This is a genomic window from Nodularia spumigena CCY9414 (assembly GCF_000340565.2).
GTDB classification, from domain to species: domain Bacteria; phylum Cyanobacteriota; class Cyanobacteriia; order Cyanobacteriales; family Nostocaceae; genus Nodularia; species Nodularia spumigena.
Window position 1 is genome coordinate 65,595 of record NZ_CP007203.1, and the last position, 23,691, is coordinate 89,285.

Annotated in this window: 25 protein-coding genes and 1 pseudogene; 14 read left to right on the forward strand and 12 right to left on the reverse strand. The window is 40.3% G+C overall.

The features are described 5' to 3' along the window. Positions 1-17: 17 nt before the first annotated feature. From NSP_RS00315 to NSP_RS00325, 3 genes are all read right to left on the reverse strand, one after another. A complete protein-coding gene (locus NSP_RS00315; RefSeq protein WP_006194378.1) occupies positions 18-341 on the reverse strand; it encodes a DUF1825 family protein in 324 nt (107 codons plus the stop codon). Between the two features lie 240 nt (positions 342-581). Continuing rightward, positions 582-1,007 carry an NUDIX hydrolase gene (locus NSP_RS00320; protein ID WP_006194377.1) on the reverse strand — a complete coding sequence of 142 codons (426 nt, stop codon included), beginning with the start codon at positions 1,005-1,007 and terminating at the stop codon, positions 582-584. A gap of 207 nt (positions 1,008-1,214) precedes the next feature. Then, a complete protein-coding gene (locus NSP_RS00325) occupies positions 1,215-1,616 on the reverse strand; it encodes a hypothetical protein (protein ID WP_006194375.1) in 402 nt (133 codons plus the stop codon). A 268-nt stretch (positions 1,617-1,884) separates the two neighbouring features. On the opposite strand from NSP_RS00325, the gene folD reads away from it, so the two are divergent. From folD to NSP_RS00340, 3 genes are all read left to right on the forward strand, one after another. Next, positions 1,885-2,760: a bifunctional methylenetetrahydrofolate dehydrogenase/methenyltetrahydrofolate cyclohydrolase FolD gene (folD, locus tag NSP_RS00330; protein WP_042201584.1), complete on the forward strand. Its 876-nt coding sequence runs from the start codon at positions 1,885-1,887 to the stop codon at positions 2,758-2,760. A gap of 251 nt (positions 2,761-3,011) precedes the next feature. Next, positions 3,012-3,941, forward strand: coding sequence for a geranylgeranyl diphosphate synthase CrtE (gene crtE / locus NSP_RS00335; RefSeq protein WP_006194373.1), 930 nt, complete (start codon positions 3,012-3,014; stop codon positions 3,939-3,941). Positions 3,942-4,546: 605 nt separating this feature from the next. After that, positions 4,547-5,002: a divergent PAP2 family protein gene (locus NSP_RS00340; protein ID WP_006194372.1), complete on the forward strand. Its 456-nt coding sequence runs from the start codon at positions 4,547-4,549 to the stop codon at positions 5,000-5,002. Position 5,003: 1 nt separating this feature from the next. On the opposite strand, the gene NSP_RS00345 is transcribed toward NSP_RS00340, so the two are convergent. The 4 genes from NSP_RS00345 to NSP_RS00360 all read right to left on the reverse strand — a co-directional run bounded on the left by NSP_RS00345 (position 5,004) and on the right by NSP_RS00360 (position 7,897). After that, positions 5,004-5,657 (reverse strand): hypothetical protein, encoded by a 654-nt coding sequence (locus NSP_RS00345; RefSeq protein WP_006194371.1) that lies wholly within the window; start codon positions 5,655-5,657, stop codon positions 5,004-5,006. A 217-nt stretch (positions 5,658-5,874) separates the two neighbouring features. Continuing rightward, positions 5,875-6,204 carry an MgPME-cyclase complex family protein gene (locus NSP_RS00350; RefSeq protein ID WP_006194370.1) on the reverse strand — a complete coding sequence of 110 codons (330 nt, stop codon included), beginning with the start codon at positions 6,202-6,204 and terminating at the stop codon, positions 5,875-5,877. A gap of 80 nt (positions 6,205-6,284) precedes the next feature. Then, complete coding sequence (locus NSP_RS00355) at positions 6,285-7,070, reverse strand: ester cyclase (RefSeq protein ID WP_006194369.1); 786 nt, start codon at positions 7,068-7,070, stop codon at positions 6,285-6,287. Between the two features lie 95 nt (positions 7,071-7,165). Beyond that, positions 7,166-7,897, reverse strand: a complete 732-nt coding sequence (locus NSP_RS00360; RefSeq protein WP_006194368.1) for a pyridoxine 5'-phosphate synthase — start codon at positions 7,895-7,897, stop codon at positions 7,166-7,168. 143 nt (positions 7,898-8,040) lie between these two features. Here NSP_RS00360 and NSP_RS00365 point away from each other — a divergent pair, with 143 nt between their 5' ends. After that, positions 8,041-8,679: a Uma2 family endonuclease gene (locus NSP_RS00365; protein ID WP_006194367.1), complete on the forward strand. Its 639-nt coding sequence runs from the start codon at positions 8,041-8,043 to the stop codon at positions 8,677-8,679. Between the two features lie 47 nt (positions 8,680-8,726). On the opposite strand, the gene NSP_RS00370 is transcribed toward NSP_RS00365, so the two are convergent. From NSP_RS00370 to NSP_RS00380, 3 genes are all read right to left on the reverse strand, one after another. After that, the gene (locus tag NSP_RS00370) at positions 8,727-9,638 is read right to left on the reverse strand and encodes a Bpu10I family restriction endonuclease (RefSeq protein ID WP_006194366.1); all 912 of its coding nucleotides are present in this window, start codon (positions 9,636-9,638) and stop codon (positions 8,727-8,729) included. A gap of 25 nt (positions 9,639-9,663) precedes the next feature. Then, the gene (locus NSP_RS00375; protein WP_231859514.1) at positions 9,664-10,905 is read right to left on the reverse strand and encodes a DNA methyltransferase; all 1,242 of its coding nucleotides are present in this window, start codon (positions 10,903-10,905) and stop codon (positions 9,664-9,666) included. A 224-nt stretch (positions 10,906-11,129) separates the two neighbouring features. Next, positions 11,130-11,912, reverse strand: a complete 783-nt coding sequence (locus tag NSP_RS00380; RefSeq protein WP_006194364.1) for an ABC transporter permease — start codon at positions 11,910-11,912, stop codon at positions 11,130-11,132. Between the two features lie 118 nt (positions 11,913-12,030). On the opposite strand from NSP_RS00380, the gene NSP_RS00385 reads away from it, so the two are divergent. The 6 genes from NSP_RS00385 to NSP_RS00410 all read left to right on the forward strand — a co-directional run bounded on the left by NSP_RS00385 (position 12,031) and on the right by NSP_RS00410 (position 17,394). Continuing rightward, a complete protein-coding gene (locus NSP_RS00385) occupies positions 12,031-12,213 on the forward strand; it encodes an RNA-binding S4 domain-containing protein (RefSeq protein ID WP_006194362.1) in 183 nt (60 codons plus the stop codon). 739 nt (positions 12,214-12,952) lie between these two features. Beyond that, positions 12,953-13,453 carry a DUF2231 domain-containing protein gene (locus tag NSP_RS00390; RefSeq protein ID WP_042201550.1) on the forward strand — a complete coding sequence of 167 codons (501 nt, stop codon included), beginning with the start codon at positions 12,953-12,955 and terminating at the stop codon, positions 13,451-13,453. Further along, positions 13,450-14,055 carry a DUF2231 domain-containing protein gene (locus tag NSP_RS00395; protein WP_006194360.1) on the forward strand — a complete coding sequence of 202 codons (606 nt, stop codon included), beginning with the start codon at positions 13,450-13,452 and terminating at the stop codon, positions 14,053-14,055. Before NSP_RS00390 ends, NSP_RS00395 begins: the two co-directional genes overlap by 4 nt. Before the next feature lie 56 nt (positions 14,056-14,111). Then, positions 14,112-15,041, forward strand: coding sequence for a cytochrome c oxidase subunit II (locus NSP_RS00400; protein WP_006194358.1), 930 nt, complete (start codon positions 14,112-14,114; stop codon positions 15,039-15,041). An 11-nt stretch (positions 15,042-15,052) separates the two neighbouring features. After that, positions 15,053-16,714, forward strand: coding sequence for a cytochrome c oxidase subunit I (gene ctaD / locus NSP_RS00405; RefSeq protein ID WP_042201547.1), 1,662 nt, complete (start codon positions 15,053-15,055; stop codon positions 16,712-16,714). Positions 16,715-16,779: 65 nt separating this feature from the next. Continuing rightward, positions 16,780-17,394 carry a cytochrome c oxidase subunit 3 gene (locus NSP_RS00410; RefSeq protein WP_006194356.1) on the forward strand — a complete coding sequence of 205 codons (615 nt, stop codon included), beginning with the start codon at positions 16,780-16,782 and terminating at the stop codon, positions 17,392-17,394. A gap of 182 nt (positions 17,395-17,576) precedes the next feature. On the opposite strand, the gene NSP_RS00415 is transcribed toward NSP_RS00410, so the two are convergent. Then, positions 17,577-18,623 carry a glycoside hydrolase family protein gene (locus NSP_RS00415; RefSeq protein ID WP_006194355.1) on the reverse strand — a complete coding sequence of 349 codons (1,047 nt, stop codon included), beginning with the start codon at positions 18,621-18,623 and terminating at the stop codon, positions 17,577-17,579. Positions 18,624-18,752: 129 nt separating this feature from the next. Between NSP_RS00415 and NSP_RS00420 the strand changes: the two genes are divergently transcribed. From NSP_RS00420 to NSP_RS00435, 4 genes are all read left to right on the forward strand, one after another. Beyond that, positions 18,753-19,133 carry a TdeIII family type II restriction endonuclease gene (locus tag NSP_RS00420; protein ID WP_071839258.1) on the forward strand — a complete coding sequence of 127 codons (381 nt, stop codon included), beginning with the start codon at positions 18,753-18,755 and terminating at the stop codon, positions 19,131-19,133. Between the two features lie 222 nt (positions 19,134-19,355). Further along, entirely contained in the window at positions 19,356-20,654 is a 1,299-nt protein-coding gene (locus tag NSP_RS00425) for an FAD-dependent oxidoreductase (RefSeq protein WP_006194353.1), read from the forward strand. A gap of 19 nt (positions 20,655-20,673) precedes the next feature. Next, the gene (locus NSP_RS00430) at positions 20,674-21,396 is read left to right on the forward strand and encodes an FAD-dependent oxidoreductase (RefSeq protein ID WP_006194352.1); all 723 of its coding nucleotides are present in this window, start codon (positions 20,674-20,676) and stop codon (positions 21,394-21,396) included. Between the two features lie 191 nt (positions 21,397-21,587). Further along, positions 21,588-22,793: an IS1634 family transposase gene (locus NSP_RS00435; RefSeq protein WP_086000857.1), complete on the forward strand. Its 1,206-nt coding sequence runs from the start codon at positions 21,588-21,590 to the stop codon at positions 22,791-22,793. A gap of 368 nt (positions 22,794-23,161) precedes the next feature. On the opposite strand, the pseudogene NSP_RS24635 reads toward NSP_RS00435, so the two are convergent. Then, positions 23,162-23,691, reverse strand: a pseudogene (locus NSP_RS24635) (ISLre2 family transposase); the annotation flags it as partial.

Consider the following 23,691-nt stretch of genomic DNA (forward strand, 5'->3'; position numbering starts at 1 on the left):
ATCAAGTTCATAATTCACTATTGCTGTTTTTCTAGTTCGGTTTTCATCCTCTGTAGGGTAAGATTCATTTGCTCAAACATCTGTTGCGGAGTTACACCAAATTGGTTGAGTTGAGTCTTAAGTTGCTGCACAGTCATCTGCGCCATGAAATCTTCTGACAGCTCGAATCGCTTCATAAAGACGCGATAGCGATCCATCATAGCTTCCATTTGCTCAATAAACAGCTTTTTGCCCTCCCGATCAAATTTGCCGTAGTTATTACCAAGATTTATGAGTGCTTGATAATCTTCAAACAGCTGTTTTGCTTCTTGCTGAACTATATCAGAGTCAAAGAATCCCATTTTGCTTATATTCAACTGAGTATTCACACTCAGCAGCTTATATTTTTGCCTCTATTACTATCTTAGTCTAGGGAATTCATCTAGAAAAGAAGTTTCGGTTGAAGTACGGTTTTTTACCTGAATTTCAACACTTGACTGGGGATTGGGGAGTGGGGAAGTAGGGGAGTGGGGAGTGGGGATTTTAGATTGCAGTCTAATCCAAAATCTAAAATCTAAAATCTAAAATTGATTGACTAATGACTAATGACTAATGAAATCCAACATGATTCGCTGATGTATAGCGCCTAAAAGTCGGACTTCATCGGCGATTGGGGAATAACACTTACCTTGGCGAATATCTTCGGGCGTTAATAATCCCATATCCCAGCCTTCATTTAAAACCAGTTGATCTAATTCGACTAGGAGTGGTGCATGAAAGACATGACGAACAACAGCATCATCTGCATAACAACCAAATTCTGCAAATGATGGTAGCGTGTAGCCAATTTCTTCGATAACTTCTCGCTTCACTGCTACATCGGGCGTTTCACCAAGTTCAATATGACCACCGAATAGCCCCCAGTAACCAGGGTAGAGAATACCAGGGATATTATCTCGCAGTTGCATGAGAAATTTGTCTTCTTGGTAAAGAATTGCGATCGCTACATGAACTGGTTGATCATTCATATTTTTTTACTGGTAATTTATCTAGGACTTACGCATAATCTACGTTTTCTTGGCGTTCTACAGCCCTTGCGGGCATCGCTGCGCGCGGGCTGCTAAAGCCCTGGGGGCATACGCTACGCGAAGGCGGTATGGGCTTCGCGCACGCTACGCGAACGATAAATCAAGATTTTTGGCAATTGTTGCGTAAGTCCTGTTATCCTAAAAATCTTAACTTTCTTCTATATAAACTTCCCCAAACTCTTGGTCAGCTAAGGGAATACTTTTGTAGCGAACTTTACCTTTAATTACCACTTGCTCCCCTTCTTTGAGATTGGGTTGATCGGTAATCACCCAAATTTTGCCAGTGGAGTCATTAATTTGATATGCCCATTGCTTAATTAAAGGGACCTGCTTTTCCACCTTACCTTGGACGTAAACTATACTCTCTTGGTCTGTTTCTGGTTTAATTTCCTGAATCAAGGTGACATTGCTACCAATGCTCAAGTTACCGACTTTTAAGTTCGGTGTTGTGAAGGAACTACAACTACAAAGTCCCGCTACAAGTAACAAAGCAATTCCCTGGCGGTAAGGAATCATACTGCAAAGGTGAAATTTTTTTGTTTGTTGCATGAAGTCAGTTCCGGTTCTTAAATGTGGGGGGATAAGGGAGATGAGAAGAATTATTCCCCATTACCCTTTATATTTGATTCCTTTGCTGTTCAGATGAGGCAGTTGATCTGAGAAGTTGACAATATGAGTATAATCTTGTGGATAGAAAGACGCTACGGCACTAAGCAGCAACGCCTTCATAGTCAATAGGCAAAAGTTATTTATGAGTGTTGACTCGGCTGCAAAAGACAGCAAATGTGGACTAGAGGCGAGTCTTGTAGGGATTCTAATGGAAACAAAAACTGCTAAAATTCTCGATGGTAAAGCTTTAGCTGAAAAAATTCATCAAGAACTTTCAGCTATCACTACAGAAACACAAGCAAAAATTGGGCGATCGCCTGGTTTAGCTGTATTAATGGTGGGGGATAACCCAGCCTCAGCTGCTTATGTCCGCAACAAAGAACGAGCTTGCGCTAAAGTCGGTATTGCTTCTTTTGGCAAGCATTTTCCCACAGAAACAACTCAAGGGGAACTTGAAGAAGTCATTGCTGCACTCAATCAAGATGAACGTGTAGATGGTATTCTCGTGCAGTTGCCTTTACCTAGCCACTTGGATGCTGTAGCCCTGCTGAATAAAATAGATCCAGACAAAGATGCTGATGGACTGCACCCAGTTAACTTGGGGCGGTTAGTCCGGGGAGAACCTGGTTTACGCAGTTGTACACCAGCTGGTGTGATGCGGCTATTGCAGGAATATGAAATTTCTTTGCAGGGGAAACAGGCTGTGGTGGTGGGACGCAGTATTTTAGTAGGTAAACCAATGGCTTTGATGCTACTGGAAGCTGATGCGACTGTTACCATTGCTCACTCGCGATCGCTTGACCTTGGTACTATCACTAAGAATGCTGATTTAATCATTGCAGCCGTAGGTCGGCCAGGATTAATTACTGGCGAGATGGTAAAATCAGGCTCCGTTGTGATAGATGTGGGGATGAATCGTGTAACAGATGCCAGTGGCAAAAGTCGCTTAGTCGGCGATGTTGACTGGGAATCAACTGCCGGTGTCGCGGAATATATCACTCCAGTTCCTGGTGGTGTTGGTCCGATGACAGTTGCTATTTTATTGCAAAATACAGTCGCCAGTTATTTGAAAAAGGCGAAGTAGTTGTGAGTTATAAGTTATGAATTCTAAATTTTTAACTCCTCACTCCTCACTCATGACCAATAATGGCTTAATGGTACAAGCCACCAGATTTATGTGTGGAATCAATCGAAAATCCTCAAGCCCCTAGATTCTAAATCCAAAATCCAAAATCTAAAATCTAAAATTGTTTGACTTTTTCCGCGCCACAGCATCTTAAAATTGTGACGGATAAGATAAACAGCCAACAGCCTAAAATTGAAGGAATTTTAAGAATGGTAGCAGCTGATAACCTCCAGAAAATTAAAGAGGAAGCCACCTTTAACCTAGCCGCTTATCTCCAAAAGCGAAAAAAGCTTTGTGAAACTGCTCTGGATCAGGCTATTCCCGTCATTTATCCAGAAAAGATTTATGAATCAATGCGCTACTCGCTATTAGCTGGAGGTAAGCGTCTGCGCCCCATTCTCTGCCTTGCTGCTTGTGAAATGATCGGCGGCACAATTTCCATGGCCATGCCCACAGCCTGTGCTATGGAGATGATCCATACAATGTCGTTAATTCACGACGACCTGCCAGCAATGGATAATGATGATTATCGTCGTGGGAGGTTGACAAATCACAAAGTTTATGGTGATGATATCGCAATTTTGGCTGGTGATGGCTTGTTAGCTTATGCTTTTGAGTTTGTTGCTACTCAAACCCCTGAAAACGTTTCTAGAGAAAGAGTTTTGCAAGTCATAGCTCGTCTTGGCAAAGCCTTGGGGGCTGCTGGCTTGGTGGGAGGTCAAGTGGTTGATTTAGACTCAGAAGGTAAGACAGATATTTCTCTAGAAACCCTGAATTTTATTCATAACCACAAAACGGCTGCCCTATTAGAAGCTAGTGTTGTTTGTGGTGGCATTGTCGCCGGAGCATCCTCGGAAAATGTCCAAAGACTTTCTCGCTATTCTCAGAACATTGGTCTGGCATTTCAGATCATAGATGATATCCTGGATATCACTGCTACACAGGAGCAATTAGGTAAGACTGCTGGTAAAGACCTCATAGCTAAAAAAGTTACCTATCCCAGCCTTTGGGGAATTGAAGAATCACGCTCCAAAGCTCAACAGCTAGTGGAAGCAGCCTGTAAAGAATTAGAAACATTTGGGCAATTGGCACAGCCACTCAACGCCCTGGCTCACTATATCACCAGTCGCAATCACTAGTACAACACGGCGGAAATAAACAAACCATTTAAAATCAACAAAAAGCCTACATAACAAGCTTTTTGACTTTTGACTTTTGACGAACGCCTTCCGCCTTGCGGTACTAGGTCAATTTTGGATTTGGGATTTTGGGTTGCATTGAAATGTCTGCTCAGAAAATAATTGCTGCTAAATTTACAAGATTACCCGGTAAGCGTAAAGCTCAATGTCTTTAGACCTGAGATATAAGCGACACGGGCTGTTCGACTTCGCTCAATGACCACGAATTTATTCGCCTAATTCATTGACTGGTAACAGTAGATGTGATACAGTCGCAACAATTCTAGAATTTAAGTATAACTAAACGACGTAAAAAAACGACGTAAAAACTTAACTTATTTGGTTGAGTGCGTAGTCATACCTAACGGTATTGCAGTTTAGGAAAGCTAAATTTGGTGAAAAATGAAATGCAAAAATCGAGTACGGTAGGGCATACCGGAATTAACGCTTTAGGAGAATCGACCTCTGTTTTTGTTGGACTAATCCAGCAATTGTAAGTTGGCTCATTGATTAAAGAATCTCAGGTCTAAAGACGCTGAGAGTGTCAATAACCGAACCAAAAAACCATGCAGGACATAGGCAACATTTTAGATAACCGGGTGCTGCTGGTTGCTCTGGTAGCTTGTTTAATTGCTCAAGCATTGAAGCTCGTAGTTGAGCTTGTCAAACATCGTAAACTGAATGTCCGTGTTTTAGTGACAACTGGAGGTATGCCCAGCGCCCATTCAGCTTTGGTTACAGCTCTTGCAGCTGGTGTAGGGCAAAGTCTGGGTTGGGCATCGCCTGATTTTGCTTTGGCTACGGTTTTTGCCATTATCGTCATGTACGATGCAGCCGGAGTGCGCCAAGCTGCTGGAAAGCAAGCTCGAATTCTCAATCAAATGATTGATGAATTATTCCATGAAAAACCAGACTTTAGCCAAGACCGTCTCAAAGAATTACTGGGGCATACACCCGTGCAGGTGATAGCTGGTTCAGCTTTGGGCATTACCATCTATTGGTTAGCTCGGTCTGCTTACTAATTTATAAGCGCACAGATGAGCGTAATAACATGACCTTACTTCCATCTACGAGGACGGCAAAAAAACCGCGTTCGTTGAGCCTTTGCATTGTGTTGTATGCTTCTTGTTGGTTGCGAGTATAAATTGCCAGTAAGTAAGGGCGTTGTCCGTAGGAAGCAAAACCTATGTTACCTCCCACTACTTGTTGGACACTATTGGCCATTTCTGGTTTGTTAAAATACTCTACCAATACAGCATAACCATTTCCTAGTACTTGGGGATTAAAGCTGATTGTCTGAGGTGAAGTTGGTGCTTGTGTGACATTACCTCCGGGTCTTGTTGTGATAATGGCAGATAAACCAACTATATTATCTATATATTTCGCCCAACGATTAGCATCGTCAATTCTGTTAAATCCACCTATGCGCGTCACTGTATCGCTGAGATATCGGCACGTTGTAGCTTGAATTTCATTTGGTAAGGCACTACGTAGCTGTTTCTGACTACTTGCTGTGGGACTAACTACCAGCAAAAGATATTCCCCAGGGCGGGGAGGTTGACAAACGGGAACATTTTGTTGAGCAGTGACAGAAGTCATGCTAACTATTAAGCCTGCTGCTGTAAGTGCTAATGCACTAGATAAGGTATCAAATTTCTGCACAAAATTGGGGCGCATAAACTGGATTTTTTCCAAATATTTTAAATATACCTTTTTTGTTACCCTACTTTCAGGGCAGGTGAAGAACCTGCCCCAAATTGTCTTAGCTGGCGAAGTTTACCATGCATTACTTCTTTAGTAATTTGTCAAGAATATCAGGAATAAAGTCCTGACTACGAAATCATTAAATTTCACAAACTACTAGGAGGACAACGGCAAAGTATACAACAGTATATTAAGAGACTGAGGTGAGAGATGCCAAAGGATCTGAGATTGTTTCAGAAGGAGCTTGAAATTCTCCTGTAATCACATACTCTAACCGCAGTTTTAGCCAGGTAATAAATTGGGAATTGGTTGAAATAATGGCGGCGGCTGGTTGAGGACACTTAGCCTTTACCTCGGCCATCTCAGGTGATTCTAAAAAAGCTGGCTGCTTTACCAACCAAAAATCAATTTCTTTTTCTTGTTCATGGTAGTAACGAGTACGTTCTTTGAGAACTTCTGCGGTTGGTTCTTCTTGAATCAGAAATTTTTGACTTGCCAAAGCGTAATAGTATGTTTTCATTTTTAAACCTTTGCTGACTATTCAATAATTTAAGGGTACAGAGCTACATCATGTACCCCTAAAAAATAATTAAACCAGAATTACCTGATCAAAGCACTGAAAGGACAAGCACTGGTTTTTGCTTCGCCAGTTCTAGGTTTTTCTTGCCAATGCCAAAATTGTTGGAAAAAACTCCAAAAATTTGGTTGTTTCTGCTTTTGTTCACCAGTTTTTTGTTCTTGTCCGCTTGCTGTCAGCTTCTCTAAAAACTTGGTGTTGTCATAGTAGTGTTCCAAGGAAAGAATTTTTAAGTCCTCGGTGACATGGGCAACGCTCATGCCGATTACTTCTATTGTCTCTCCTGTGGGGGCGTTATTTTTGTATGCGCCCTTAAAATGTCCCCAATGCCGCCACTTAAAGGCAACTGTGGGGGGGGCTGAGAACACTTCTAGCACTTCCCACAGAAATCCTTCTGGAAATGCTGTGTGGAAGAGGCTTGTGGATGTTTCAAAGTTTTCCTCAGCAGCTTTGTAATGTTGGGTATTGCCGATTAAGAGCTTGTAAGTGCCTGACTCGACTACATCTGATATTGTGTAGCTAGGGCCTCCATTGGTACTCATGCGGAACTTTTCATTTACAACTGATATCCACTGCTGGGGGTTGGTTTTGAAGTTCGCTTCTACATCGAAGGTTCTCACCAAGTTCTGCACTATGGCTTCTAGTGAACCTTGAGGATGATTACGTGTACTTTCTTTGGCGAGATTTTCATTTGAACGGGTATAGTCGGGAAACTTGCCATAGCGCCATTCAATATCGGTACTTTGTTCTAGGACTTTATCTCTGTGCTGTACCCAAAGTGGCAGGCTGTTAGACTCTGTTGAGGTCATAGAAGTTTTTGCTGAAAATTTAATTCCAAATTTCTGGATTTCGCAGTTACAACCCCTCTTTTTCAGTTATCAGTTATCAGTTATCAGTTATCAATCTAATTATGATGACTGTTTACTGTAATTGCTTGTTTCATTTCGCGGACGGCTCTTTCGATTCCGACTAATGCGGCGCGACTGATTATGGTATGACCAATGTTCAGTTCTTCCATTCCTGGTAGTGCGGCTACGGGATAAACGTTCCAGTATGTGAGTCCATGACCTGCGTTGACGCGTAAGCCTGCTTTTATTGCTTGTTCACACCCTTGAGCTAATATGGCTAGTTCTTGCTGGCGATTGGTTTCGTCTTTAGCCTCAGCGTACTGCCCGGTGTGTAGTTCAATAAATTGCGCTTTTACCTTGACAGATGCTTCAATTTGTGCTGGCTGTGCGTCGATAAATAAACTAACTGGAATACCAACGCTCTGTAATTTATCGACTATCTCGCCTATTCTAGCAATTTGTCCGACGATATCTAATCCGCCTTCTGTGGTGACTTCTTCCCGCTTTTCGGGGACTAAGGTCACGTAATCGGGTTTGATATCGAGGGCGAACGCTAACATTTCGTCTGTAGCGGCCATTTCTAAATTGAGATGCGATCGCACTGTTTGCCGCAACAATAGCACATCTCTGTCTTGGATATGTCGCCGGTCTTCCCGTAGATGCACTGTAATACCATCTGCACCTGCTAATTCTGCTAGTACCGCCGCCGCTACGGGGTCTGGTTCCACTGTCCGCCGGGCTTGGCGAATGGTGGCGATGTGGTCAATGTTAACTCCCAGTGTAGGCACCCTTGTATCTCCCTGTCCATAATCCCTAAGTCTTGATTTTAACGGATTTTAGCGCTATTTAAATAATAGAATTATGGTTGAGCGATCGCCTAAATTACAAAGTCGGATTTAGAATAATATTTACACCCACTATCTGAGGCGGTATGCTCTTAGAACTACAACAGATTATCGTCAAACCAGGACAAGAAATGTTGCTAAAAGATATTAGTTGGCAGCAGTTAGAGAATATTTTGGCAGAAATGGGAGAAAAACGGGCTGCACGTATTTCTTATAGTGATGGTTGGTTAGAAATTATGGTTCCTTTACCTGAACACGAAAAAGATAAAGAATATATTGGTGATTTAGTTAAAATCTTGCTAGAAACACTCCAAATTGATTTTGAACCTTTTGGTTCCACTACACTAAAAAATGAACAAATGCGGCAAGCAGTGGAACCTGATACTTGTTTTTATATTCAAAATCAAGCTGCTGTAATTGGTAAAAATCGTCTTGATTTAACTGTGGACTCACCACCAGATTTAGCAATTGAAATTGATATTACTTCCCGGACTCGATTTGATAACTATGAAATTTTAGGAGTTCCTGAACTTTGGCGATATACAAAACAAGGTTTAGAAATTTCTGTGCTACAGGAAGGAAAATATATCAAAGTTCTATCTAGTCCTAATTTTCCTAATATTCCCATTGTGGAATTAATTAATGAGTATGTTCAGCAATGTTTAACTATTGGCAGAAGTCAAGCTATGCGTAATTTTAGAACTTGGGTAAAGAGTAATATATAATTACTTTTAATTTGTACAAGACTAAGTTTACACTGACTTAATTGATTTTAGAAATGCCCTCGCTTCAGCACTTGGTCAACTTTTGGGGCTGTATCATCCACCAAAGTTTGAATTTTATCAATCATTTTCTGAAAAACATCAGGATAGTACTTTGACATCTCAATAAAGTCAGCATACTCTTGTCTATGTTGCTGTCTTGACTCTGGAGTTTTATATTCTTGGCGAATATTTGCAGATATACGTTTCGATTTTCTAACAATTAACACATCATCAATTTGAGTAGCAGTAATAGAAACCGGAGTCATATCAAGAAACTCACATACTAAAAAGTAAAGTGAACTAGGAACTGCTAATTTTAAATCCCTACTCGTAGCTACAGCCTCTTGAAACATTGTTTTATCTAGATTTGTCTTACATTCAGCACACACATATCCAAGATATGACTCTACCAGCTTAGAACTTGTAAACTGGCTATCAAATGAAGTTTTTAAGTAAAGTTTTTTTCCTAAAACAAAATCTTGGTTTTTTGTTCTTAATGTAGGCTCCCCACCTATCCCTGGATTTCCTAGTGAAGATAAAAAGCTTAACCCTGCAAAAGTCTTTTTAGGGCCAACTTCAAATGTATTATCTATTCCTTTTAAACTTCTATAAATCACTTGAGGTAGAAATTCCTCAAGAATACTATTGTCCAGTTTAAGTTGTCCCTTCTGCCGATAAAGAAAATTATCTTGGCTGTCAAAGATTAAATCAAGCTCAACAAATCTTTTATATTGATTTGTTACTTCAACCAATTTTTCTACAGTATCGGGTTGTCCTTGTTCTACTGATTCTAGTGCTTGAATCCATTGATTATACTTGTTTACAGCCTCTTGAAATCTCTCTTTATCGGCATCCGGTAGTCTAGGATTTTTTAAGCAAGCAATAATTTTATCGTAGTGAGGAGTTGGTAGTTGAGGCATTATTGTATTTTTGATATTAAAAAAATTAAGCTTTTTGGTAGTAATTCTTAGTCTGACGATTGTAGAGAGGAGACTTACTTAAATTAGGTATCTTCTCAATTGCTTCCATAAGAGCAGGCTTATTTTGTTCCGAAACAATTGCTAATCCATCATTCATAACTTTCCGAGCAATATTTCTAGCAATTTCCTCAGTATCTTCTACAGATAAGCTAGAGTTTTTATTAGACAGGTTAAGTAAATCTTCACGGACAACCTTACCAAATTTGTTTTTAAAGATGCGTTTTTGTGTAAGGTTCAATTCAAACAAATTAGACTGAGTTGAAAGCTCTGAAATTATTTTTGAGTTGTAAAATGGGACACCTAAAACATTTGATTCATGACCTACTACAAATATAATTCTGGCATCGTAGGTACAAACTCTTTGTAGCTCTCTAAGAACAAAAGCCATGTCTAAGCAATACTGAACTACTGTAAAAAATCGATTTTTTCGATTTGCTCTATTTGAACCAATTTCAGATTTAGCAATTTTTAGTAAATCCCAACCAAGTGTTTCTGCTGAAACTCTATAGTTTTGATGATAGTTAAATACGTTAATATAAGGGGGTGATGTAATAACAAAGTCTATGCTGTCATTATCAATAGGAAGGCAACGAGCATCACATAATAAAGAAGTAATTGGTGCTTGGGAGTAAGGAAAATTTTTGATAAATTGGCAAAGCTTATAAAAAATATTATGTATATATTCTGTAGTGATCTGATTATTTCCCAAATCTAGTAGTACTACAAAGGTGTCTAGAATAATTATTTCCCAATAATTGCTTCCTTTATATAAATCAGGAATTAAGTATTTAAACTCGATAACACTTAATTTCCTGGGATGAGAATTATCAAAAAGGTTAGGCTTTGGAAAATATGTTTCTAACTTTTCTGTTATTGAAATAACTAACCTCTCACGAGTTGATAATTCTAAATTCATCAGTTGATAAGTTCTACTTAAAATCCAAGCTGATGGATTGACTTCACATCCAGAAACTGTTAATCCAAAACAAGCAGCTTCGTAAAGAGTCGTCCCACTACCTGCAAAAGGATCAAGTATTTTAGCTTGTTTCGGACAATAATAAAGGAGCAAATTTTCAATTAATTGAGGAGAAAATTGACCACGCCACGAAAAGATATTTGAACGCGTTTTATTTTCAATGTTCAAATGATTCTGTGGGAGAACAACATTAAAATCACTCAAGTGTTGAGCTAAAAATTTGTCTCTCAATCTCTGGATTAGAAATGTACTGCTCTGCATTAAAACCGATAGCCTAGTGTTTAATTACTCCTGAAAGGACACACAGTGAATGTGCGTCAAGATATAATTAAAATTATACCTGTTTTCTGGTTCTGGTTAATTGTCTCCCCCTTATTGAGTGCATCTAATTAAAGTATCAATAACATAAATTTCATCCCAAATTTATAGCAACCGCCAAGACAATTTCCTTTCACTTAACTCGATGCACTAGTATAAAAACGCAACGCAAACCGCCAAAAACTACTGGAAACCCAGAACAGTACCACAGCTAACACTCCAGCACCTATTGTCCAATTAATTTGACCCCGACCCAGCATTGCTTCTGCTGGTATAGTTGTTAAAAATGCTACAGGCACTACAAAGGTAAAGAAAAAGCGGTAAGCGGTGGGATAAGCTACCATAGGATATCTACCAGCTTCTAATAAACCCCGTAAAACTTCAGTGGCGTTGTATATTTTGACAAACCAAATGCTAGTTGCACCCAGCATAAACCACAAGCTATAAAGGATTGCCAAGCCGAATAATAACGGCAATGCACTCATGAGGTAATTATTGATTCCCAAACCGAGGCGTGTACCTGCGTAGCCGATGATTATACTGCCAAAAACTAAATCTGGTAGTCCCCAAGGTGATAAGGTATGAGTAGAAAGCCAAAATTGACTGCGGATAGGTTTAAGTAGGACAAAATCTAATGTACCTTCTTGGACGTGGCGAACAATGCGATTCAGGTTTGGGGCGAGAAAGGTAGCTGCAAAGCCTTGTAACAAGGTAAAAATTCCCAAAACTAATAAAGCGGCTGACCATGACCAACCAGTAAAGGTGTAACCAGTACGGTAAAATAAGAATAATCCGAAAAGACTGCCTGCGAGATTACCCACACTGCTGAGGGTAGCTATGAGAAAATTGAGACGATACTCCATCTCAGCTGCGATCGCAGTACTCCAAAATAGCTTTAATACTTGCCAATATCTTCTCATCTTGCACCCTTAACCCAATATATTGCCAGCATAGCTAATCACCAGCAATGTTAGCCACACGATCAACTATTCAACCTAAAATGAAAGTATCGTGCATAAAGTGAATTCCCAAGTTTAAATGATCAAACTCGACCAGTTTTTAAAGTTTATGGGTGTAGCCTCAACTGGAGGACAAGCCAAACTAATAATTATTGATGGTGGCGTAAAAGTCAATGGTGAAGTTGAAACCCGACGCGGACGAAAATTAGTATTAGGCGACAAAGTAACAGTAGAAGGGAAAACTTTCGAGGTTAATCTCTAATTAATCCCTTCCCTCCACAAATATATCCTTAACACCCTACCCGGTTTTTGGCTAGTGCTAAACTTACCCTTTCCACTAACGGGTAGGGTTCAGAGTATGATGCTTAATTCACCGAATATGATCATTTAAAAACATCTGGTTTGCATCTTTAAATTACATCATACTCTTGTGGGGTGAGCATCTTGCCCGCCTATGTTATGCGATTAGCTTATGAATTCTTTAACATTTACTTTTAAATTGAAAATTCAAACCTATATTTGTTTGTAACTGATATCACAAAATCATAATTTACGAATGTTCCATGTTGGACATTCAAAGCTTTTCATGTATGCAATATATGATAAATGCAAGCTAGTTTACATTATCAAAATATTTTTTTGAATTTTATAAGCATTTTTCAAAGTTTATCTTAATTTTTTTGACAATTAGTAAAAAAATCTTTAAGCTAAAAGATAGGTTACACAAATCCAACAAAATACAGCAGTTTTGTTAGATAAATTAAAAATTACTGTTGTAGATGATCGACATGAACAAATAAATTGAACTAAATCATTGATGATAAATAGTAACTGCATCGTGTTGAGCTACAAGTAAAGACCTAGCAGTGCTATATCTTGACATTGACCGGATTTCGCTACGTGTAGCCATACAAACTCCGGTCAGGTGTAAATAATTATAGTGGTGTGAGGGCTGTCAATATTGACGATTGAGGTGCAATAGATATGTCCAGGAGAACACAATGCTTGAGTATCTTACATCATTGAATGACCATAATTTGCCGTATCCAGATACGATCCACCCCATCGTTGTCCACTTCGTAATCGCGATGGTTTTGTTTGCATTCTTCTGCGATATACTAGGCTATTTTACTGGCAGAACTCATCTTTATGAAGTGAGTTGGTGGAATATGTTTGTGGCTACCATCGCTATTTTCGTGGCGATTATTTTTGGTCAATTTGAAGCAGGTTTAGCACAACCTTACGACTTAGCTAAATCAGTGTTGAATGTACATACATTGGTTGGTTGGTCGCTGTCTGGAATTATCGCCTCAATTACAGCTTGGCGCTATGTAATTCGTAGCCGCAACCCTTACAAATTGCCGATTCATTATATGTTAGCTGGGTTGTTTTTGACAGTTATTGTGGGCGTGCAAGTATATCTCGGAGATCAACTGGTTTGGGTATATGGACTGCATACAGTACCAGTTGTTGAAGCAGTCAAGGAAGGGATCTTGCAATGAACTCTCAACTCATTGATCAATTAAGCTCACAATTGGGCGCAAATGGATTACCTTACTCTATTCCCATTCATCCCAACTTAGTCCATTTGACTTTGGGTTTGTTCATCATTGGAATTACCTTTGATATTGTGGGTAAACTGTTCCCCTTTCAAAAGTGGGTCTTCAAGTTTTTAGCAATTCCTGTCCAACCTGCCAACTTTTTTGATGTGGGCTGGTACAACATGATAGGCGCGACTATCATTACTATTTTCACAGTAGCAGCAGGTTTTTATGAAATGCTGCTGGCAACACCACCAGCCGATGTGAAAAGTGCCTGGGGAATGCAAGCAATGGAAACAATGCTTTGGCATGGTGTTGGTGGCGTATTCTTACTAGCGCTGATTTCTGGCATGACCATTTGGAGAGGATGGCAGCGCTTCGTTTGGAGTGAAGACGCAGACCAAGAAGTGCAGTGGAGTTATCTCGCCACAGGTATGGCAGTTATGTTAATCCTGTACGTCCACGGCACACTAGGGGCGCAAATGGCGGCTGAGTTTGGCATACATAATACAGCAGATAGCTTGCTACGCTTGGGCGAAGACCTCAACACAATGCTGAAATAACCAATGTTGGTCATTTTCGATTAATGACTCATGACTAACACTAATGACGAACAATTATGGAAATGCGGAAGATTTTAAATATTTTCACCGTGTTTGTGGGTGCAACCATAGTGACTGTAACCAGTCTCTGGATAGGACATCAGGCTTATACCTGGCTTCCCCCCCAAGCAGCAGCAGAGTCAGTGCTAATTGATGATTTGATTAGCTTCTTAGTCACCTTGGGTGCGTTCATCTTCTTGGGCGTAACCAGCACTCTGATATATTCCCTGATTTTCCATCGGGCGGAAAAAGGCGACTTGACAGATGGCCCTCATATTGAGGGTAATGTCACTTTAGAAGTTGTCTGGACAGCTATTCCGATTATGTTGGTATTGTGGATTGCTGGCTATAGCTATCAAGTCTACGAACAAATGGGAATTCAAGGGCCGATGGAACTGGTACATTTGCATAATCCTGTGGGCATGGAATCGGCTTATGCAGCCCCAAAAGATGAACCAGTCAACGCCTTAGCAGAACCTGTAGAAAACATTGACGTATTGGCTAAACAATGGGCGTGGGTGTTTCACTACCCTGAAAGAAATGTTACTAGTACAGAATTGCATTTACCAAGCGATCGCCGGGTACGTTTAGCACTAAAATCAGCAGATGTGCTGCATGGCTTCTATATTCCTGCATTCCGCCTCAAGCAGGATATAATTCCCAACCACACCATAGACTTTGAATTTACCCCCATCCGTGCGGGACAGTATCGGTTAACCGACTCCCAATATAGCGGGACATATTTTGCCACCATGCAGGCCAATGTAGTCGTAGAATCTCCCGAAGACTACCACCAATGGCTAACCCACGCGGCAACCCAAAAACCCTCCCCAGCCCCCAATCAAGCAGCCTCCGAGTATGCCCAAGCAGCTAGTCAGTCAGTCAAAACTGGTTGGACTACCGTCGCACCTGCGGCATCTCCTCTCGTAAATTATCCTGGTTCATAGGAAACTCACCAATGACAAATATCCCTGTTGCAGGCATCAGTCACCCTGGTGAGAAGCCAAGTGACTGGAAAACATACTTCAGCTTTAGCACCGACCACAAGGTAATAGGTATACAGTACCTTGTCACCTCATTTATCTTCTTTCTCGTCGGTGGTATCTTCGCAATGGTAATTCGGGGAGAACTAATTACACCCGAATCAGACCTAGTTGACCGCACCGTATATAACGGGATGTTCACCATGCACGGCACTGTCATGCTGTTTTTGTGGACATTTCCTTCCCTAGTCGGTTTTGCTAACTATCTAGTACCTCTAATGATAGGGGCGCGAGATATGGCATTTCCCCGACTCAATGCCGTTGCCTTTTGGATGGTGCCGGTAGTCGGAACACTGTTAATGGCCAGTTTCTTAGTCCCTGGTGGTCCAGCCCAAGCCGGTTGGTGGTCTTATCCCCCAGTCAGTCTGCAAAACCCCACAGGTAACTTAATTAATGGTCAAGTAATTTGGTTGCTAGCAGTAGCCATATCCGGCGTATCCTCAATTATGGGGGCAGTTAACTTTGTCACTACCATTGTAAAAATGCGCGCCCCAGGCATGGGCTTCTTTCGGATGCCTTTATTTGTCTGGGCAGTATTTAGCGCCCAAATTATCCAATTATTTGGACTACCTGCACTGACAGCCGGTGCAGTTATGCTGCTACTAGACCTCACTGCTGGTACAGCCTTTTTCAACCCCAGTCAAGGGGGTAATCCAGTGATGTTTCAGCATTACTTCTGGTTTTACTCCCATCCTGCCGTTTACGTGATTATTCTGCCCATCTTTGGTATTTTCTCAGAAATCTTCCCTGTCTATGCCCGCAAACCATTGTTTGGCTACAAAGTAGTAGCCATTTCCTCAATGTTAATTGCCGTAGTCAGTGGTATTGTCTGGGTACACCATATGTATGTTAGTGGTACACCAGGCTGGATGCGGTTGATATTCATGCTCACCACCATGTTTGTATCCGTACCCACAGGCATTAAAGTATTTGCTTGGGTAGCCACCATTTGGGGCGGTAAACTGCGGTTAGATACAGCCATGCTGTTTTCCCTGGGTGCTTTGGTAATGTTCGTCTTCGCCGGTATCACAGGCATTATGCTGTCCTCCGTACCTGTAGACGTTCACGTAAATAACACCTACTTTGTAGTCGGTCACTTCCACTACGTTCTCTTTGGCACAGTGACGATGGGGTTATATTCTGCCATCTACCACTGGTTCCCCAAAATGACCGGCAGAATGTACTACGAAGGCTGGGGTAAACTACACTTTTGGCTAACATTCATTGGTACTAACCTCAACTTCTTACCCATGCACCCATTAGGGTTGCAAGGAATGTTACGCCGAGTTTCCTCCTACGCCCCAGAATACGAATTTTGGAACATTATTGCTAGCTTAGGCGCTTTCCTCCTGGGAATGTCTACCCTACCCTTCATATTCAACATGGTAGTTTCCTGGATGCAAGGAGAAAAAGCCCCCGATAATCCTTGGCGCGCCATTGGACTAGAGTGGATGGTTTCCTCACCTCCTCCAGTAGAAAACTTTGAACAAATACCCATCATCATCTCCGACCCGTACGGCTACGGCAAAACAGAACCCTTAACAGCCAACAACCCCGCATTAAAAAACGCAGAATAAACCTCCGCGCACCTTTGCGCTTCCCTCCGCGTTCCTCTGCGTTTAAAAAAGGAGAATTCCCCTCAATGGACAGTTCCATCAAGCCAGACGAATTACAAATATCTCACCATCACCCAGGCGTTGAACACGAACACGACGAAGAAGGCAACAAAATGTTTGGCTTCATCGTGTTCCTCCTCTCAGAAAGCGTCATCTTTCTCAGCTTCTTCGCCGGCTATATCGTTTACAAAACCACAACTCCCAACTGGCTACCAGCCGGAGTTTCAGGACTAGAAATCAGAGAACCTGCAATCAACACAGTCATTCTAGTTTCCAGTAGCTTCGTCATTTACTTAGCAGAACGCGCCCTGCAAAACCACAATTTAAAGGGTTTTCGCATATATCTCGCCGCCACAATGGCAATGGGTAGCTACTTTTTAGTAGGACAAGGTATTGAATGGAGTAACCTAGAATTTGGCTTTACTTCCGGGGTATACGGTGGAATGTTTTACCTGCTAACTGGTTTTCACGGTTTGCACGTTTTCACCGGTATTCTGTTGCAGGCGATTATTTTTGTCCGTTCTTACCTTCCTGGTAACTACGATTCCGGTCACTATGGCGTGAATGCGACTTCGTTATTTTGGCACTTCGTAGATGTGATTTGGATTGTTTTGTTTATCCTAATTTATCTTTGGCAATAGGTTTTTGGGGATGCTTCGATGGTGTCCCCAATTTTTTAACTTAGATTAATCACTGATAATTAAAGTAGGTTGGCCAGTAGGGTGTATTATGCCGGAGGCTAACGCACCTTCTTAAATTATTGACGGTGCGTTGCGCTGCGCGACAACACACCCTGCACTTATTTGTCTTTACATGAGTATGATTATTCACCCCAGCGATGCCATTGGCGAAAATTAGTTCCAGCACTTACTGCCAAACCAATTTGATGCTGTGATGATAGTTCATCGTGACCGCCTTCGTTAGCACCAATGTAATACATACGGAAACTACCATCATCCATTGGCACTACACAAGGCGTACCGACTGCCCGTGCATCCCAATAACCAGAACCTTTTTCAGCATGGGAAAAGACAGGGACATCTGCATCTTTTTGCCAATGAATACCATCATCAGAAATGGCTAAACCAATGGAGTGATAACCACTGTTGTTAACACCTTCATAAAACATTAAATATTGTCCGTTGATTTTTAGGACATGGCGAGTACCAATACCTCTCTCATCAAAACTTCCAGACTCGCCCGCGCCTAAAATCTGACCGACTTTTTCCCAACGCAAACCATCGGTTGATACTGCTAAACCGACTAAAAAACCTTTGTCTGGGTTCAGGGTGTGGTAGTATAATTTCCAAGTTCCATCATTATCATGCAATACTTGCGGCCAAGCACAGAATAGGGCATCAAATTCGCCGTTTTTCCCTACATCTAGAATTGCCCCTTGGTAAGCACCTTCTAGTCGCACCCAATTTATCCCATTACGGGAAATAGCACAGCCGGGGCGCATCTGTAACCCTTTGGCTGCAAATTTGCCGATATCGACAACTGTGTGGTTCCCGCCAAAGTACCACATCCAATAAAGACCATCGTAAAAATTTACATTACTGACACCCAGATGGGCAGAATCAAAGCGGTGAGTATCTGGGTGCGGTTCCAATACAGAACCCATTGTCAATTGTCCTTTGACTCGTTGCCAATTCACTCCGTCTGGGGAAATGGCTAAACCACAGCGCCCAGTTGGTAAGTTAATTTGCCGGTCAAAAGCTGCATCCCGTCCGTAGTACCACATTTTCCAGGTTCCATCGGGACAGCGTATGACTTGCGGTGATGATACTCTCTCGGAGTCCCACCAGCCTTCTGTTCCTGGTGCTAAGACTAAACCGGGTTGATTGATTTGTGTTGTTTTTTCGCTCATGAAGTTGGAAGATAAGTTAATTATAGGACTTACGCAGAAATTACGGAATAACGAACCACACCAGACGCAGAGGACACAGAGGAATCAGGGTTTGAGATAGTTTTTGCGTAAGTCCTGTTAGAAACAAAGATTGTTCGCGTAGACCTTTATATTCTGGCAAAAGATGGGACAGAATTTTTCTTTGAAATTAAAGCTCCTAAACCCAACAAAGGACAATGTTTAGAAGTTCTCCAACGTTTATTGAGATTTCATTTGCTGCGCGGTGTCAACCGTCCTCAAGTACAATCTTACTATGCAATGCCGTATAATCCTTATGGTGTAAATAAAGCTGATTATAAATGGACGCAAGCAAAAAGTTATTTACCTTTTGATAAAGCTGTAGTTATCGGGAATGAGTTTTGGAGTATTGTCGGAGGTGCTACTGCTTATGAAGAACTGCTAGAGATTTATCTAGAGGTTGGACGGGAAAAAAGTAAATATATGTTGGATACTTTAGCTTTTGGATTTTAGCTGATTATAAGTATGAATTTAAATCACGCACCAGGCGCACCAGGCGCACCAGAGTAAGAGATGAGAATAGAGATAATTGAGTTAAATTCAATACATGATAGGGGTGCGGTATCTCAAAGATTTTGCGCTTCCTACTAAATACTTCTGAAGATTCATGAAAAACTTTTATATTTTAATTTAGAATTTATAACTCTAGTTTGTCCATCAATAAGACCGAGAAACATGGTCAAAAAAGTAGCAATTATTGGTGCTGGCCCTAGCGGAATTCTGCTGGCGCACTATCTTTTACGTCGTGACGACAAATACCAGATTAACATTTACGAGCGTCGCAGCGATCCTCGAATTATCTCCTTTTCAAAATCCCGAACCTTCCCCATATCTCTTAACGAAAGGGGAATGAGTGCTTTGAGACAAATTGAAGGTTTAGAAGCAGCAGTCAAAGCAGTTAGTGTGGAAATGACAGGAACGCTTTTTCACCAAAAAAATGGTAAATCGAGATTGACACCGAGGAAAATTCCTTTAGTTACTCTTGATCGGACTAATTTAGTAATTGTGTTATTAAAAGAATTAAGCCAAAAGTACGATGAAAGTCGGCTAAAAATTCATTTTGATTGTCAATGCACTTCTGTAGATTTTACGGCAAAAACTGTCACATTTCAAAGTATTACAGAAAACCAGGGTTTTACTGTTGATTATGACTTGTTAATTGGTACAGACGGAGCCAATTCTGCGGTCAGAGAAGGTTTCTTGGGTACAGAAAATTTTGAGTGTGAACAAAAGTATTACCCGACTGACTACAAATCAATTTTCTTAGACAATAGCCAAAACTCCAGCCTTAACCTCAAATCAGACAATATTCACACTTGGAGACTAGCAGACGGTACGCTCATGGTAGCCCTACATCAAGCCGATGGGACGATGAGTGGAGCCATTAATTTTCCCCGCGAAAAAAATCAGATAGCTGGTCTTTCTAGTACCCAAGATGTATTACAATTTTTTCAAGAAAACTTTCCCGAAATTGGTCAGATGATGACGGAAGAAGAAGCGCAAGCTTTCCTCAATAGACCAATTGCTAAAATTTTAACAGTTCGGTGTAACCATTATCATCAAGGTGATAGTGTAGTAATTATGGGAGATGCAGCCCATGCGGTATCATCGTCAATTGGTCAAGGCTGTAATGCAGCACTAGAAGATGCGAAAGTTTTTGATCATATTTTGAATGAATATGCTGATAATTTAACCGAGTCTCTTAAACAATTTACTATTCAACGTCAACCAGATGGTTACGCTTTAGTGGAACTAGGAGACTATGCTTTCCCCACATCGACAGGATTATTTATTGAGTTTATTTTGAGAGAATACATTGCCAAAACTTTGCACAGAATGCTGCCGAATTTGTTCCCTCCTTCACTCATTGATATAATATTTGAAACTACTGTTTCTTACTCAGAAATTTTGAATTTATATCAAGGCTGGATATCGAAAGTGAAAAAATCAAACGAGAAATTGCTGAATATTTGATAGAGATAATACTTAAAATATGGTTAATAAAGTAGCAATTATTGGTATTGGTGCGGGACTAGGTGGTTTATCCGTAGCTCAAGCACTCCGTAAACAAGGCATTAATGCCCAAGTTTACGAAAAAGCGCGTGTTTTGCGTCCAGTGGGTGCTGGTTTGAGCCTTGTACCAAATGGCTTAAATAGTCTTGAGGCGATCGCACCTGGTATAACTGAGTTACTAAAAGCTGCGGGTAGCCAAACTCAAAAGCTGAAACTGCACAAAAGCAACGGCGAGTTAATTGGGCAGAAATCCGTAACACTACAAGAAAAATACGGTCAACCGATGTTACAAATTCGGTGGTCGCGTCTCCAAGAAATCCTCGCCCCTCAACTGCCATCTGAAGCCATCCACCTTGACCATAGGTGCATTAGTTTTGAGCAAAATGATCAAAGAGTCCAAGTCAGCTTTCAAGGCGGAAAAACAGTGCAGGCAGATGTGTTAATTGGGGCTGATGGGTTAAACTCTGTAGTTAGGCAGACATTGATTGGAGACGGAGAACCTAATTATGCTGGTCGGATGTCTTGGCGAGCTGTAATCAAATACAGCCATGAAAAACTCCTCCCCCATGAAGTCATGACCATCACAGCATCCGACGGCAAAATTTTCGGGTTTTTCGACTTAGGTAGCGGATATATCCCACATTCCGCACCCTCAACTGTCACACATCAAGAAAAGAGCGCTAAAGTAGTACATAAGAACTAAACTAAATTAAGAAGAAAGAAGCTTAATAAGAATTAGTCTTAGAAACCTAAGCAACTGCCAATGAGCAAAGCTTTCAGGTAAAAACCTGGATTCCAGGAGAAATGCGAAAATCCCGAAAAAGTTTAGAAAAATTAATTGTTAACCAAAATAGAAATGAGAAAATCAAAACAGAATTCATGGAGAATCCTGTTGTGATGTTGAATGTAAAAGAAATCCAAATCCAAAATATAGATCATTTAGGCATAGTAGCAGGAATGGTAGATGCCATTGGGTTGGTAGAAATCATTAATGATTTAATAGGTGAAGAAAAAGGAGAAAAGGTCAGCCCTGGTCATGCGGTCAAAGCCATGATTTTAAATGGGTTAGGATTTGTATCTCAACCACTATATATGTTCCCCAAATTTTTTGAAACAATAGCTTGTGAACATTTGATAGGAGCCGGAGTAAAACCAGAATACCTAAACGATGATAAATTGGGTAGAGTCATGGATAAACTCTTTATTAAAGGACTAGATACAATATTTTTGGTAATTGCCTTAAATGCGGCGGGATCGAATTTAGCCGATTCGGAATTTGTCGAAAGCGAATTATCAGGATATTCATTTAAAGAAAATCAAATAACTTACGGGGACATAGAGCAAAGATGGTTGGTCGTACAGAGCCAAGTGAGAAAAGAATCAGACCTGCGTAAGCTTTCACAAAAAATTATCAAGGCTGAAGAAAAAGCTGTTAAGGAATTGAAAAAGTTATCACAAGATAAATTTGCTTGTGAGGCTGATGCTATCAAGGCATTATTAAAAATATCGAAACAATTTAAATATCACCAAATTGAGCAGAGTAACGTCAGTGAAATCACATCAAAGAAAAAAGACAACCAACCAGAGAAATTCTACCAAATATTCGGGACAGTATCCAGGAATGAAAATCAAATTAACAAGGAAGTACAGAGTGCAGGTAGATTTGTAATTGCCACAAATATTTTAGAGTCTAGTGTACTCAGCAATGACTCAATGTTAAAGGAATATAAAGCACAACAATCATGTGAACGGGGATTTGGTTTTCTCAAAGACCCATTATTTTTTGCAGATAGTATCTTTCTCAAAAGCCCTGAGAGAATTGAATCTCTAGCAATGATTATGGGTTTATGCTTGCTGGTATATACCCTGGCACAAAGACAAATACGAGCCGCTTTACGAGAAAATCAATCAACAATTAGAAATCAGTTAGGTAAACCAACTGCAAAACCTACTGTGCGCTGGATATTTCAATGCTTTCAGTCAATTCATTTAGTTACATCTAATGACCAAATTCAAATCTCTAATCAGAATAAAGATAGAGATTTTATTCTGAGGCTTTTACCATCAGATTGTCTTCATTACTATAAATTCGTTACCTAACTATTCTCGTAATTGCGTATTTAATTAGTTATTTTATTTTTGATTAACGGGCTAATTAATTTAACAATTAGTTCTCAATTAATATGTTTAAAATCTAGGTTTGTCGCTTGTATATATGGGAGCAACGCGATTTTGTGAAGTTGGGTCAAAAAGTAGCGATCGCTAATCATCTTTTTTCAGTACAAAGTAATTTTATTTACAATATATAAACGTATTTACACGATAAATTATCTTGATGAGATATCTCAAAAAGATTGCTAGTAAATCATTTGACGATTATTTCCAAAATTTTCTGTAATATCTCTTGAATGTTTGGTATCAATTACAGCAGAAAATAAATTAAAGGAAGAATTAAAGTATAAAATTTATTACCCAGTTGGGGATTTGATCAAAGAATTAAAAATAGAATCACAAAAATTATCCCAAGTTTTAGCTATCCATTGACAACGCAGATGTAACATAATTTCTGCATTATTTTGTAACCAAAACTTACTGTTTCCTTTCATGCGTAAATTAACAACTTGACGAATTAAACTTTCAACTGCGCCACTACCAAGAGGAAGCTTTTGAGATGCCACCTCGTTATATTTTAACAGCCTCCTTCTATAGGCTTTTAAAATATAATTTCGCTCTCGCACTAAAATTTTACAGCGTTCTCCAGTCGCGCCAGAGATAAATTCACCCATGTTTCTCATTAAATCTAGCGTTTGCCCTTTCTTTAAAGCTTTTCGAGTCTTTTTTTAAACCATAATTGACTTTCATTATCTGTACTAAAAGCAGCATCAGCAAAATCTTTTAAATGTGATACAGCGTGATACAAATCTAATAATTGATAAGTTTCGGATGGACATTTTAGCTTTTTTAATAACGGGGGAATGTGTATCCATATCCACTCTGC

Coding starts and splice junctions, on each gene's coding strand:
- NSP_RS00315 (WP_006194378.1), bottom strand. CDS start 341: ATGGGATTCTTTGACTCTGATATAGTTCAGCAAGAAGCAAAACAGCTG.
- NSP_RS00320 (WP_006194377.1), bottom strand. CDS start 1,007: ATGAATGATCAACCAGTTCATGTAGCGATCGCAATTCTTTACCAAGAA.
- NSP_RS00325 (WP_006194375.1), bottom strand. CDS start 1,616: ATGCAACAAACAAAAAAATTTCACCTTTGCAGTATGATTCCTTACCGC.
- folD (WP_042201584.1), top strand. CDS start 1,885: ATGGAAACAAAAACTGCTAAAATTCTCGATGGTAAAGCTTTAGCTGAA.
- crtE (WP_006194373.1), top strand. CDS start 3,012: ATGGTAGCAGCTGATAACCTCCAGAAAATTAAAGAGGAAGCCACCTTT.
- NSP_RS00340 (WP_006194372.1), top strand. CDS start 4,547: ATGCAGGACATAGGCAACATTTTAGATAACCGGGTGCTGCTGGTTGCT.
- NSP_RS00345 (WP_006194371.1), bottom strand. CDS start 5,657: ATGCGCCCCAATTTTGTGCAGAAATTTGATACCTTATCTAGTGCATTA.
- NSP_RS00350 (WP_006194370.1), bottom strand. CDS start 6,204: ATGAAAACATACTATTACGCTTTGGCAAGTCAAAAATTTCTGATTCAA.
- NSP_RS00355 (WP_006194369.1), bottom strand. CDS start 7,070: ATGACCTCAACAGAGTCTAACAGCCTGCCACTTTGGGTACAGCACAGA.
- NSP_RS00365 (WP_006194367.1), top strand. CDS start 8,041: ATGCTCTTAGAACTACAACAGATTATCGTCAAACCAGGACAAGAAATG.
- NSP_RS00370 (WP_006194366.1), bottom strand. CDS start 9,638: ATGCCTCAACTACCAACTCCTCACTACGATAAAATTATTGCTTGCTTA.
- NSP_RS00380 (WP_006194364.1), bottom strand. CDS start 11,912: ATGAGAAGATATTGGCAAGTATTAAAGCTATTTTGGAGTACTGCGATC.
- NSP_RS00385 (WP_006194362.1), top strand. CDS start 12,031: ATGATCAAACTCGACCAGTTTTTAAAGTTTATGGGTGTAGCCTCAACT.
- NSP_RS00390 (WP_042201550.1), top strand. CDS start 12,953: ATGCTTGAGTATCTTACATCATTGAATGACCATAATTTGCCGTATCCA.
- NSP_RS00395 (WP_006194360.1), top strand. CDS start 13,450: ATGAACTCTCAACTCATTGATCAATTAAGCTCACAATTGGGCGCAAAT.
- NSP_RS00400 (WP_006194358.1), top strand. CDS start 14,112: ATGGAAATGCGGAAGATTTTAAATATTTTCACCGTGTTTGTGGGTGCA.
- ctaD (WP_042201547.1), top strand. CDS start 15,053: ATGACAAATATCCCTGTTGCAGGCATCAGTCACCCTGGTGAGAAGCCA.
- NSP_RS00410 (WP_006194356.1), top strand. CDS start 16,780: ATGGACAGTTCCATCAAGCCAGACGAATTACAAATATCTCACCATCAC.
- NSP_RS00415 (WP_006194355.1), bottom strand. CDS start 18,623: ATGAGCGAAAAAACAACACAAATCAATCAACCCGGTTTAGTCTTAGCA.
- NSP_RS00425 (WP_006194353.1), top strand. CDS start 19,356: ATGGTCAAAAAAGTAGCAATTATTGGTGCTGGCCCTAGCGGAATTCTG.
- NSP_RS00430 (WP_006194352.1), top strand. CDS start 20,674: ATGGTTAATAAAGTAGCAATTATTGGTATTGGTGCGGGACTAGGTGGT.